The organism is Muriicola soli, from assembly GCF_004139715.1.
Taxonomy (GTDB): domain Bacteria; phylum Bacteroidota; class Bacteroidia; order Flavobacteriales; family Flavobacteriaceae; genus Muriicola; species Muriicola soli.
This window is the reverse complement of record NZ_CP035544.1, coordinates 1,461,269-1,474,391: the sequence shown is the minus strand read 5'-3', so window position 1 is coordinate 1,474,391 and position 13,123 is coordinate 1,461,269. Positions and strand designations below refer to the sequence as shown.

Annotated in this window: 11 protein-coding genes and 1 pseudogene; all 12 read left to right on the top strand. The window is 44.3% G+C overall.

From position 1 onward, the window contains the following. The first annotated feature begins 30 nt into the window (after positions 1–30). The 12 genes and pseudogenes from EQY75_RS06610 (at position 31) to hisD (ending at position 13,123) form a co-directional block, all read left to right on the top strand. A complete protein-coding gene (locus tag EQY75_RS06610) occupies positions 31–1,263 on the top strand; it encodes an HD domain-containing protein (protein WP_129604066.1) in 1,233 nt (410 codons plus the stop codon). A 48-nt stretch (positions 1,264–1,311) separates the two neighbouring features. Then, positions 1,312–2,334 (top strand): UDP-3-O-(3-hydroxymyristoyl)glucosamine N-acyltransferase, encoded by a 1,023-nt coding sequence (gene lpxD, locus EQY75_RS06605; protein ID WP_129604063.1) that lies wholly within the window; start codon positions 1,312–1,314, stop codon positions 2,332–2,334. Between the two features lie 5 nt (positions 2,335–2,339). Continuing rightward, entirely contained in the window at positions 2,340–3,728 is a 1,389-nt protein-coding gene (locus EQY75_RS06600; RefSeq protein ID WP_129604060.1) for a bifunctional UDP-3-O-[3-hydroxymyristoyl] N-acetylglucosamine deacetylase/3-hydroxyacyl-ACP dehydratase, read from the top strand. Between the two features lies 1 nt (position 3,729). Continuing rightward, positions 3,730–4,515: an acyl-ACP--UDP-N-acetylglucosamine O-acyltransferase gene (gene lpxA, locus EQY75_RS06595; RefSeq protein ID WP_129604057.1), complete on the top strand. Its 786-nt coding sequence runs from the start codon at positions 3,730–3,732 to the stop codon at positions 4,513–4,515. 5 nt (positions 4,516–4,520) lie between these two features. Continuing rightward, a complete protein-coding gene (efp, locus tag EQY75_RS06590; protein WP_129604054.1) occupies positions 4,521–5,087 on the top strand; it encodes an elongation factor P in 567 nt (188 codons plus the stop codon). Between the two features lie 9 nt (positions 5,088–5,096). After that, positions 5,097–6,032: a UDP-3-O-(3-hydroxymyristoyl)glucosamine N-acyltransferase gene (locus tag EQY75_RS06585; RefSeq protein WP_129604051.1), complete on the top strand. Its 936-nt coding sequence runs from the start codon at positions 5,097–5,099 to the stop codon at positions 6,030–6,032. Between the two features lie 66 nt (positions 6,033–6,098). After that, the gene (gene sucD, locus EQY75_RS06580) at positions 6,099–6,971 is read left to right on the top strand and encodes a succinate--CoA ligase subunit alpha (protein WP_129604049.1); all 873 of its coding nucleotides are present in this window, start codon (positions 6,099–6,101) and stop codon (positions 6,969–6,971) included. 105 nt (positions 6,972–7,076) lie between these two features. Then, a complete protein-coding gene (gene fabG / locus EQY75_RS06575) occupies positions 7,077–7,823 on the top strand; it encodes a 3-oxoacyl-[acyl-carrier-protein] reductase (RefSeq protein ID WP_129604046.1) in 747 nt (248 codons plus the stop codon). Between the two features lie 83 nt (positions 7,824–7,906). Next, positions 7,907–9,940 (top strand): VWA domain-containing protein, encoded by a 2,034-nt coding sequence (locus EQY75_RS06570; protein WP_129604044.1) that lies wholly within the window; start codon positions 7,907–7,909, stop codon positions 9,938–9,940. 10 nt (positions 9,941–9,950) lie between these two features. Continuing rightward, positions 9,951–10,765 (top strand): annotated as a pseudogene (locus EQY75_RS06565) (prohibitin family protein). Positions 10,766–10,957: 192 nt separating this feature from the next. Beyond that, positions 10,958–11,812, top strand: a complete 855-nt coding sequence (gene hisG, locus EQY75_RS06560; RefSeq protein WP_129604041.1) for an ATP phosphoribosyltransferase — start codon at positions 10,958–10,960, stop codon at positions 11,810–11,812. 6 nt (positions 11,813–11,818) lie between these two features. After that, positions 11,819–13,123: a histidinol dehydrogenase gene (gene hisD / locus EQY75_RS06555; protein WP_129604039.1), complete on the top strand. Its 1,305-nt coding sequence runs from the start codon at positions 11,819–11,821 to the stop codon at positions 13,121–13,123.

Genomic DNA, 13,123 nt, shown 5'->3' with positions numbered 1-13,123 from the left:
CCTTATATTTACCCCTTAAAGCGCAGAAAATTGGCCACCACCAGGAAGCTGAAGTTATTTAATGATCCAATTTACGGATTTATTAGAATTCCTAACCCCCAGCTGTTCAAACTTATTTCTCATCCCTTCTTTCAACGCCTTCGCAGGATCTCCCAGATGGGGATGTCTTATCTGGTCTTCCCCGGGGCACATCACACCAGATTTCATCACGCTTTAGGGAGTATGCACCTGATGCAACAGGCCCTGGAAGTGCTCCGTTACAAAGGTGTTGTAATTACGGAAGAGGAAGCCCACGGACTCTTGGGCGCTATCCTCTTACACGATATTGGCCATGGTCCTTTTTCCCATGCCATGGAACACAGCCTGGTGAGCGGGGTATCACACGAAGATCTTTCCCTGCTGTTTATGGAGCAACTCAATAAGGAATGCAAGGGGGAATTAAACTTAGCCATAGAGATATTTAAAGGTAGCTATCACAAAAAATTCCTCAACCAGTTGGTTTCGAGTCAGCTCGATATGGACCGACTCGATTATCTAAAAAGGGATAGTTTTTACACCGGCGTTGCAGAAGGGAACATCAATGCAGAACGCCTGATCACCATGCTTAATGTAGTTGATGGCTCGCTGGTAGTGGAGCAAAAAGGCATTTATTCCGTAGAAAAATTTCTGATCGCCAGGAGGTTTATGTACTGGCAGGTGTACCTGCACAAGACCGGGATTGTTGCCGAGCAATTACTGATCAGGGTGTTACGGAGAGCCAGAGAGGTATATGACGGCGATGGCACTCTTACTGCAAGCGATTCGCTCCTCTATTTTCTGGCCAATGAAGTAAGGCACAAGGATTTTAGGCCCGATATCCTGCTAAAATTTGCCTCCCTTGATGATGTGGATATCCTTTCGGCCCTCAAGACCTGGCAGCACCATCCTGATTTTATCCTTTCCGAATTGAGTAAAATGATCCTCAACCGGCAATTACTGAAAATCAAAGTAAAAGATAAGCCGCCGTCTGCGAAGAAGCTCGAAAAGATTAAAGCAGCCTGTATATCTAAATTTGAGCTGAGCGAGAAAGAGGTAAGTTATTTTGTTTTTACCGGCAGTATTGAAAACAGGGCCTACAACCGCGAGAAAGAAAATATTAATATCCTTATGGAGAACTCCAGGATCACAGATGTGGCAAAGGCTTCTGACCATTTAAATTTGGACGCTTTGTCCAAAACGGTAACCAAGCATTATATGTGCTATCCCAAGAAAAGTGTTTCGTAATTTTTCTTACTTTTGTGCGATCAAAACCTTAGTCCAAATAGTTAACTCTTGAAATTCACAGCCAGTCAGATAGCAGGGATCCTAGAAGGTGAGGTTCACGGAAACCCGGAGATATCTGTTCACAAACTGGCGAAAATAGAGGAGGGCGTAGAAGGTTCTCTCACCTTCCTGGCCAATCCCAAGTACACCCATTACATCTACAGTACAGAAGCGTCTATAACCATTGTCAATAGAGACTTTAAGCCCGAACAGGAACTGAGTACCACCCTGATCAAAGTTGACAATGCCTACGAATCTTTCTCAAAACTTCTCGAATTTTACAACGATGTAAAGCACAATAAGATAGGGATTGAAGAACCCGTGTTTTTGGCTGAAACAGCGTCGTACGGGGAGGATTTTTACCTGGGTGCTTTTTCATATTTGGGGAATAATGTTAAGATTGGAGATCATGTAAAGATCTTCCCTAATGTATACATAGGAGACAATGTTACGATTGGCGACAATGTGATGATCTATTCGGGTGCTAAGATCTATTCCGAGTCTATTGTGGGGAACGGATGCGTGATCCACAGTGCCGTAATAATAGGTGCCGATGGCTTTGGTTTTACCCCAAATACCAACGGGGAGTATTCCAAGGTGCCTCAGACAGGAAATGTCATTCTTGAAGAAAATGTAGAAATCGGAGCGGGTACAACCATAGATAGGGCCACTCTGGGCTCAACTATTTTGAGAAAAGGCGTTAAATTAGATAATCAGATTCAGATTGCTCATAATGTAGAAATAGGAGAGCATACGGTGATCGCTGCCCAGACAGGTGTTGCAGGCTCTACAAAGATTGGAAAAAACTGTCTGATCGGTGGCCAGGTGGGTATCGTAGGACATATCACCATAGGTGACAGGGTAAGGATTCAGGCACAGTCCGGGATCACCCGCAGTGTAAAAGACGGAGAAAAACTGCAGGGGTCACCTGCATTGAATTACGGGGACTTTAATAAAGCATATGTCCACTTTAGAAACCTTTCCAAATTAGTGGGAAGGATTGTTGATTTGGAGAAAAATAACGGAGAATAACGTTTATGGTGAAACAGAGAACCATTGCTAAAGAGGTAGAATTGACCGGGGTAGGATTACACACGGGGGAGAACGTGACCATGAAATTCCTGCCGGCACCGGAAAATCACGGCTATGCCTTTAAGCGAGTTGATCTTGAAGGTGAGCCCATTATTGAGGCAGATGCCAATTATGTGATCAATACTCAGCGCGGAACTAATCTGGAAAAACGCGGAGTTAAAATACAGACTTCAGAGCATGTTCTGGCAGCCCTGGTAGGTCTTGAAATAGACAATGTGATCATAGAGCTAGACGCTCCGGAGCCACCCATTATGGATGGATCTTCCAAGTTTTTTGTTGAGGCCCTGGAAAAGGCGGGCATTGTTGAACAGGAAGCCGAACGAGACGAATACGTGGTAAAGGAGGTAATAAGCTATAAGGATGAAGCCACCGGAAGTGAAATTACCGTGATCCCGTCTGATGAGTACCAGGTGACCACCATGGTCGATTTTGGAACAAAGGTATTGGGAACTCAAAATGCAACCCTGGAACACCTTTCGGATTTTAAAGAGGAAATTGCTGACGCCCGAACCTTCAGTTTTCTCCACGAACTGGAAATGCTGCTGGAAAACGGATTGATTAAAGGCGGGGATCTCAACAATGCCATCGTTTATGTAGACAAGGAAATATCCGAGTCGACCATGAAAAAACTCGAAAAGGCCTTTAAAAAGAAAAAATTATCCGTAAAACCCAACGGTATTCTGGATAATCTCACCCTGCATCAACCCAATGAAGCAGCACGTCATAAATTACTGGATGTGATCGGGGATCTGGCACTTACCGGGACACGCATAAGAGGAAAAGTGATTGCGAATAAACCCGGCCATTATGTCAACACCCAATTCGCAAAGAAACTGAGCAAGATCATTAAGCTGGAAAAGCGCAACAGTGTACCCAAATACGATCTCAGCGCACCGCCGCTGATGGACATCCATCAGATCATGGCGATGTTGCCTCACAGACCACCGTTTCTCCTGATCGACAGAATTCTCGAATTGTCTGATACCCATGTAGTAGGAATGAAAAACGTTTCCATGAATGAACCTTTTTTTATAGGTCATTTCCCGGGAGCTCCCGTAATGCCCGGGGTTTTACAGGTTGAGGCTATGGCACAGACAGGGGGAATCCTGGTGCTGAGTACGGTTCCTGATCCAGAAAATTACCTGACCTTCTTTATGAAGATCGACAATGTAAAATTTAAACAAAAAGTACTTCCGGGAGATACCTTGATCTTCCACTGCAGCCTAATCACACCCATCAGAAGAGGAATTTGTCACATGCAGGCCTATGCCTACGCCAACAATAAACTGGTTTGTGAAGCAGAAATGATGGCGCAAATAGCGAAAAAGAAATAAGATGAATCAACCGCTTGCTTATATCCATCCCGGGGCAAAAATTGCTAAAAACGTGGTGGTGGAACCATTTACAACTATTCACAACAATGTCACCATTGGTGAAGGCACATGGATCGGCTCTAATGTTACCATCATGGAAGGCGCCCGGATTGGGAAGAATTGTAACATATTCCCCGGAGCAGTCATTTCCGCCCCGCCTCAGGACCTGAAGTACAAGGGAGAGGAGACCACTGTTGAAATAGGAAACAACACTACTATTAGGGAATGTGCTACCATTAATAAAGGTACCTCAGACCGAATGAAAACCGTCATCGGTAAGAATTGTCTGATTATGGCCTATTGCCACATCGCTCACGATTGTTTTGTGGGTAATAACTGTATATTTTCCAATAATTCTACCCTTGCAGGTCATGTGACCATTGGAGACAATGTGGTCCTGGCCGGTCTGGTTGCGGTTCATCAATTTGTATCCATCGGGCATCACGCCTTTGTAACAGGAGGTTCACTGGTGCGAAAAGATGTTCCGCCCTTTGTAAAAGGTGCCAGGGAGCCCATGTCTTACGTGGGGATAAACTCTGTGGGACTAAGGCGCAGGGGTTTTAAATCGGATAAGATACGGGAGATCCAAAATATTTACAGGATCCTTTATCAAAAGAACTACAACAACTCCCAGGCAGTTCAGATCATTGAAGCTGAAATGGAAGCGACGCCGGAAAGGGATGAGATTTTGCAATTCATCCGGGATTCGCAAAGAGGAATTATGAAAGGATATTTTAGTACCAATTAAATTTTATGGCAAATACATCAGATATAAGGAAAGGTTTGTGCATCAGGTACAACAATGATATTTACAAGATCACAGAATTCCTGCATGTAAAACCCGGGAAAGGCCCGGCATTCGTTAGGACAAAACTAAAGAGCGTAACTACTGGAAAGGTTCTGGATAACACTTTTTCTGCCGGACATAAGATAGAAGATGTGAGGGTAGAGACCAGAAGTTATCAATTCCTCTATGCTGATGGATCTACCTATCATTTTATGAATACGGATGACTACAACCAGATCGCACTACAGGAAAGCGCCCTGGATGCTCCCCAGTTATTAAAAGAGGGGGAAATTGTAACCATCATGTTTAATACGGAAGACAGTATGCCCTTATCGGTTGACATGCCGGCCAGCGTTATACTCGAGGTCACTCATACGGAGCCCGGGGTAAAAGGAAACACGGCCACCAATGCCACGAAACCGGCCACAGTAGAAACCGGAGCTTCTGTAAATGTCCCTCTTTTTATCAATGAAGGCGATAAGATCAAGATCGATACAGAGAAGGGAAATTATATGGAACGCGCCAAGGAATAAATCCACCTCATGAAATTCTCCACGCCTCAGACCTTAGAACAGATCGCATCCCTGCTGGGGATAAAATATGTAGGAGCAGCTGATTTTCCGGTAACAGGCATGAACGAGATCCATGTTGTGGAACCCGGGGACATCGTTTTTGTTGACCATCCAAAATACTACGACAAGGCCTTGAATTCAAAAGCCACCATCGTATTGATCAATAAAAAAGTTGAGTGTCCCGAAGGAAAGGCTTTATTAATCTCGGAGGAACCTTTTAACGACTTCAATAAATTAACCAAACACTTCAGGCCCTTTGTCAGTGCTTCCGCCAGTATTTCTCCATCGGCCAGGATAGGGAAGAGCACAATTATCCAGCCCCAGGTGTTTATTGGAAACCACGTAGAGATTGGGGAAAACTGCCTTATCCATCCCAATGTCACCATTTATGACCATTGTGTCATTGGGAATAATGTACAAATCCATGCGGGAACTGTCCTGGGCTCTGATGCTTTTTATTACAAGAACAGACCTGAAGGATTTGATAAATTACTCTCCGGAGGCAGGGTAGTGATTGAAGACAATGTAGAAATTGGCGCGCTGTGTACCCTGGATAAGGGCGTAACAGGCGACACCACGGTAAAAGAGGGAAGCAAGCTCGATAATCAGGTTCACGTGGGTCACGATACTGTTATTGGGAAGAAATGCCTTATTGCATCCCAGACAGGAATTGCGGGCTGTGTGGTTATTGAGGATGAAGTCACCCTCTGGGGACAGGTAGGGGTAACCAGTGCGGCAACTATTGGAAAGAAGGCTGTTGTTCTGGCACAATCAGGGGTGTCAAAATCCCTTGCCGGAGGAAAAACCTATTTCGGAAGTCCGGCTGATGAAGCCAGAGTCAAAATGAAAGAACTAGCCAACCTCAGGAGAATCCCTGAATTACTAAAACAAAAAAATCAACAATAAAGAAAAGATTGCTTCCGAGATCATTGGCAATCTCATACTTTTGTTCATCGAATAAAAAAATACAACATGAGCGTACTAGTAAATAAGAATTCCAAAATCATAGTTCAGGGTTTTACCGGGAGCGAAGGGACTTTCCACGCAGAACAGATGATTGAATACGGCACTAATGTGGTAGGGGGAGTTACTCCGGGAAAAGGAGGACAAACCCATCTTGATCGCCCTGTTTTCAATACGGTAGAAGAGGCTGTGGAAAAGGCGGGCGCAGATACTACGATTATTTTTGTTCCTCCTGCGTTTGCAGCGGATGCGATTATGGAAGCAGCAAGTGCGGGGATCAAAGTGATCATTACGATTACCGAAGGAATACCCGTTGAGGACATGGTAAAGACTTATGATTACATAAAGGATAAGGACTGTACGCTGATTGGTCCTAACTGCCCAGGGGTAATCACTCCAGGAGAAGCCAAGGTGGGTATTATGCCCGGATTTGTCTTTAAAAAGGGCAAGGTGGGAATTGTATCCAAATCAGGCACACTTACCTATGAAGCTGCAGACCAGGTGGTTAGACAGGGTCTGGGAATCACTACCGCCATCGGTATTGGGGGAGATCCCATAATTGGAACAACAACCAAAGAAGCTGTGGAATTACTGATCAACGATCCTGATACCAGTTGTGTTGTGATGATTGGAGAGATAGGTGGACAGCTGGAAGCAGATGCGGCGAATTGGTACAAGGCTAGCGGCAGTAAAAAACCTATTGTTGGCTTTATAGCCGGTGAAACAGCTCCTGCAGGCAGAACCATGGGGCATGCGGGTGCTATTGTCGGTGGAAGTGACGATACTGCCCAGGCCAAGAAAAGGATAATGAGGGAATGTGGTATCCACGTGGTGGATTCACCCGCAGAGATCGGAAAAAAGGTCAAGGAGGTAATGGCATAAATTATCCCCTCTTCATATAAATCCCGATGCTGTCGGGATTTTTTTTTCGCCTTACGCAACACAAAATGTATCTTTGAGTGAAATCAAACGAATAACATCGATCATATGAAATTGTTAGAAGGAAAAAATGTCATCATCACCGGGGCTAGTCGGGGAATCGGTACGGGCATAGCCAAGATATTCGCTAATCACGGCGCCAACGTAGCGTTTACCTATAGTTCCAGTGAGGGTCCTGCTGCTGAGTTGGAAAAGGAACTTACAGCCATGGGGGTAAAGGCCAAAGCTTATAAAAGTAACGCGGCGAATTTTAAGGAATGTGAAAGCCTGATTGCTTCAGTACTTGAGGATTTTGGAGGGATCGATGTACTGATCAACAACGCAGGCATTACTAAAGACAACCTGCTGATGCGGATGAGTGAAGAAGATTTTGACGCTGTGATCGAAATCAACTTAAAATCCGTCTTCAATATGACTAAAGCTGTTCAGCGTACCTTGTTAAAACAACGCCATGGCTCTATCATCAACATGAGTAGCGTAGTTGGGGTAAAAGGAAATGCCGGGCAGACCAATTACGCCGCTTCAAAAGCAGGTATCATAGGGTTTACCAAATCTGTTGCCCTCGAATTGGGTTCGCGGAATATCCGATGCAACGCCATAGCTCCCGGATTTATCGAAACCGAAATGACGGGGAAGCTCGATGAAAAGACGGTACAGAGCTGGAGAGACGCCATTCCGCTGAAAAGGGGAGGCTCGCCTGAAGACGTGGCCAATGCATGTTTGTTCCTCGCATCAGACTTGTCGGCCTATGTCACCGGACAGGTGCTTCACGTAGATGGGGGAATGCTCACATAGGTCAACCCATTTTACACAACATCATCTACTGGTAGAAATACACGATAAACTCCTTTGGATAAATCGACTAAAAGAAGTGATTAATGCAAACAGCAACCATTCTGGGCGTGCTGCTTGCAGCATTATTAACCCTGCTGCTAGTACTCTGGCAGTATTTTTATAAGGCTAAGTACAAAGGCCGACTACGCTGGGTTTTAGCGACTCTTCGTTTTATTTCAATTTTTGGGCTACTGATACTTTTGCTCAATCCCAAAATATCGAATGTATTTCTGCAATCTGAAAAACAAAATCTCATTATTCTTATAGACGATTCCCAATCCATGAAAACCGGAGACGGGACGCAGCAGGCAATGGAACTGTCCAGGGGCATCATGGACGATGAGGCCCTGTCTGAAAGATTTACGGTCAGGAATTACACTTTTGGAAGGGATCTCCGCAGTACAGACAGTCTTTCATTTGCCTCAGCGGTGACAGACATTTCCGGCGCGCTTACTTCAGTCGATAATATTTTCGGACGTGAGGAGTCTCTCGCTATTTTGATCACTGATGGCAATCAGACCATGGGCAAGGCTTACGAATTCCTGGGCAAAGAACTCAGTTATCCTGTTTTCTCAGTTGTGGTTGGCGATACTACCCGCTATGCCGATCTGAGAATCACTCAGGTTAATCTGAACAAGTATGCGTTCTTAAAGAACAGATTTCCCCTGGAATTGTTCCTAACGCTTCAGGGGGATGAAAATGCTAAGAGCAGATTAACTGTCCGGATGGATGGAAGGACAGTCTATACTGAAGCCGTCAACCTTAGTCCGGAAAATAATTCTCAAAAGATCAGTACTACCCTGGACGCTGATAGGGTAGGGCTGCGGAGGATAGATATTTCTGTTGACTCCATAGCCGGTGAACGAAATACACTCAATAACCGCAGACGTATCCCTATAGAGGTTATCGACGAGAAAACCAGGGTTGGACTGGTTTCAGCGGTTTTACATCCCGATCTGGGAACTCTGGTTAAAGCGATAGAGAGCAATGATCAAAGGAGTGTGACCTTGCTCGATCCAGGGGCTTCTGTTGAAGAATTGGAATTGTATGACGTCTTTATTTTATATCAACCAACTCCGGCATTTCAATCGGTATATGACTTTGTGAGGGAGGCCGGAATAAATACATTTACGCTAACAGGACCTGCAACAGACTGGAGGTACCTCAATAGAATGCAAAAGGGGTTGGAGATTAGTAATTCAAACCAGACCGAAGAAATCCTTCCCGTTCTCAATCGGGGGTTTGGCTTATTCGATCTGGGAGATTTCTCTGTGGAAGATTTTCCTCCTCTCCTTGGAAGCCTGGGAGAAATTTTAATCACGCGCCCATACGAAAGTATCATCGATCAGCAAATCAGGGGCGTTACGCTGGAAGATCCGTTACTACCGGTAATTACTTATGATAATCAAAGGCATGCTTACCTCTTTGGAGAAAATATCTGGAAATGGAGAGTACAGACTTACAGGAATGATCAGAATTTTGACAATTTTGACAATTTTATCAATAAGCTCATATTGTATCTTACCTCTGATGGGAAGAGAGATCGACTCTCATTAGACTACGAGCAATTGTACAATGTGGTAACGGAGAAAAAAATAAAAGCCTCTTTCACTGACGAGACCTATGTCTTTAAGAAGGATGCCACTCTAAATTTAAGGATCAAGGGAGCAGATGGTGATTTTAGCAGCGAACAGACGATGCTGCTAAATGGTAATCAGTACGAGGCCTCACTGGGTAACCTGTCTGAAGGAGATTATACTTTTACCGTCACTGTAGAAGGTGAAAACCTGCAAAAAGAAGGCCGTTTTACCATTGAGGAATTTAATGTAGAGCAGTTGTATGTTTCCAGTAATTCAGATCAACTAAGACAATTATCTGAAGGGAGTGGGGGCGAGCTTTACTTCCCGGATCGGCTTGAAAATTTAGTTGGGCAGCTCTTAAATAATTCTGCCTATGCGCCAACACAGAAAAGCGTTGAAAATGTCGTATCTTTGATCGATTTTAAAATCATGTTCGCTTTAATCATTCTGGCTTTTTCTTCAGAATGGTTTATCAGAAAATATAATGGATTAATTTAAAAAGAAAATAATGGACAAACTTCCAAAAATTGCTTTACCTGCTGTATTCATCATCATTGTATTGGTGATTCTCATTTCGAAATCTGCCGTAGTTATCGGTTCCGGAGAAGCCGGGGTGTTATACCGAACCTTAAGCGACGGTGTGGTTACTGACGAACCCCCTCTGGGTGAAGGTTTTCATCTGGTAGCTCCCTGGAACAAGGTATTTATTTATGAAGTAAGACAGCAGGAGGTATTCGAGAAAATGCAAGTACTCTCTTCAAATGGTCTGGAGATCAAACTGGATGCCTCAGCCTGGTTTGAGCCCAAGTATGAAGACCTGGGTAAATTACACCAGGAAAAAGGCGAAGCTTATGTACAAAGGGTACTGTTGCCTACCATCCGATCTGCCGCGCGTAGTGTAGTGGGACGATATACCCCTGAACAGCTTTATTCCAGTAAGCGGGATGCCATACAGGCTGAAATTTATGAGGAAACCAAAAAGATCGTTGATGGTCAATACATCCAATTGAACGAAGTTCTCGTGAGGGATGTAACCCTGCCCCGACAATCAAAGAGGCTATCGAGCGCAAATTAAAACAGGAACAGGAATCCCTGGAGTATGAGTTTCGTCTCATCACCGCAGATAAGGAGGCCCAAAGGCAGATCATTGAGGCTCAGGGTAAGGCTGATGCCAACAGGATACTCAGTGCTTCCTTAACGGATAAGATCCTTCAGGACAAGGGAATTGAAGCTACAATAAAACTTGCTGAATCGCCAAATGCCAAGGTAGTGGTAGTAGGCTCAGGAGATTCGGGCTTACCTTTGATTTTAGGAAATAATTAGTAAGATCAAATTTTTGTAGGTTTAAAATAAATTTTACATTTGCCTCAGCATGAAAACAAATAATACACATCATCATTTCCTCTCTTGCCCTCAAGCAGGCTAGGATTGTTTTGTTGTATTTACACGATATCCAGACCCGTTTGAGCAATCAAACGGGTTTTGTTTTTAACGGTTAATTAAAAAGACAAAGGCATGAAATTAAAAATCGCTATCCAGAAATCGGGGCGACTCAATGAAGATTCCCTGAACATCCTGAAGGATTGCGGGATCTCCATTGACAATGGGAAAGATCAGCTAAAGGCTTCGGCCAGAAACTTTCCCATGGAAGTATTTTACCTCCGTAATGGCGATATTCCCCAGTATTTGAGAGATGGGGTAGTTGATGTAGCCATCATAGGGGAGAACGTGTTGGTAGAAAAAGGGGAGGATCTTCGTATTGCCGAGAAGCTCGGTTTTTCAAAATGCCGCGTTTCGCTCGCCGTTCCTAAGTCGACCAAGTACAAATCCATTGAAGACCTTCAGGGAAAGAGAATCGCAACCTCTTATCCCAATACCGTAGAATCGTATTTAAATAAAAAGGGAATAAAAGCCGAATTGCATATTATTAGTGGATCGGTTGAAATTGCACCTAATATTGGCCTGGCTGATGCTATCTGTGATATCGTATCGAGCGGGAGTACACTTTTTAAAAACAACCTAAAGGAAGTAGAAAAAATCCTAACCAGCGAGGCGGTACTTGCCGTATCCCCAAAAATTGGTTCAGAAGAAGAGGAAGTGCTGGCCCAGCTGCAATTTCGAATTCGCGCAGTGCTTTCCGCCAGACTGTCAAAATACGTGCTTATGAATGTGCCCAATGACAGCATAGACAAAATCCTAACATTACTTCCGGGGATGCGCAGTCCAACCGTTTTGCCCCTGGCCGAAGAAGGATGGAGTTCTGTGCACACGGTGATCAACAAGGACAAATTCTGGGAGGTAATTGACGAATTAAGACAGGCCGGGGCCGAAGGAATTCTGGTTTGCCCTATCGAAAAAATGGTAATATAAACCCTTATGAAAAAGTATTTTAATCCGGAACGCGCCGATTGGGAAAGCTTGCTTTCTAGGCCAACTCAGACGGTTGATGATATAGAGCAAACGGTACAAACCATTTTCAAAGCCGTAAGGGAAAAGGGTGATATGGCTGTTAGGGAATACACTGCAAAGTTTGACGGAGTAAGCCTTGATTCAACTTTGGTTGAACGTCAGACGCTGGCCGCTGCCGCTGAAGCCCTTGACGATTCTTTGAAAAAAGCCATTCAAAAGGCCTATGCCAATATCTGGAAGTTTCACGAAGCCCAAAAAACCAAAAAGGTAGTCGTTGAAACTTCTCAGGGGGTTCAGTGCTGGCAAGAGAAAAAGCCAATCCAGAAAGTGGGTTTGTATATCCCCGGAGGGACGGCGCCCTTGTTTTCTACCATACTTATGCTGGCTATACCCGCAAAATTGGCAGGTTGCAGTGAAATCGTGATGTGTAGTCCGCCTGACAAAAACGGAAACCTTCCTAATGTTGTTCTGTATACAGCTGCGCTTTGCGGAATTACAAAGGTGTTTAAGGTAGGAGGGATACAGGCCGTAGCTGCACTTACTTTTGGTACTCAAATGATCCCAAAGGTATTTAAGATTTTCGGGCCGGGAAATCAATATGTCACGGTTGCCAAACAACTCGCCACCCGCTACGGTGTTTCCATAGACATGCCTGCCGGTCCTAGTGAACTTCTTGTTATGGCCGATGAAACCGCCGTTCCTGAATTTATTGCCTCCGATTTACTTAGTCAGGCAGAACACGGAACTGACAGTCAGGTAATCATGGTGACGACTTCTGAGCAATTAGTAGAGGAAGTTGAGCGAGAAGTGTGGTCTCAGCTAGAGGAACTGCCTCGGAAAGAAATAGCAAAAAAAGCAATCGCGAATAGTAAACTGATTTATGTTCCTACTTCAGAAATAGCCGTTGCTCTGATCAATGAATACGGCCCGGAACACTACATTCTCTGTGTAAGGGATGAGGAGTATTTTCTTGAGAACACTTATAATGCCGGATCTGTTTTTATAGGTAATTATACACCCGAAAGTGCGGGAGATTACGCTTCCGGCACAAATCATACCCTGCCAACGAACGGGTATGCCAAACAATACAGCGGTGTAAACCTCGATAGTTTTTTAAAGAGTATCACTTTTCAGAAAATCTCAGAAAAAGGGCTTTTAGATCTGGGTGAGACCATTGAGATTATGGCAGAAGCAGAGGGCCTGCAGGCTCATAAGAATGCGGTAACACTTCGCTTAGCGCGAATTCAAAAGTCGATTAAAGCTGATATTTAA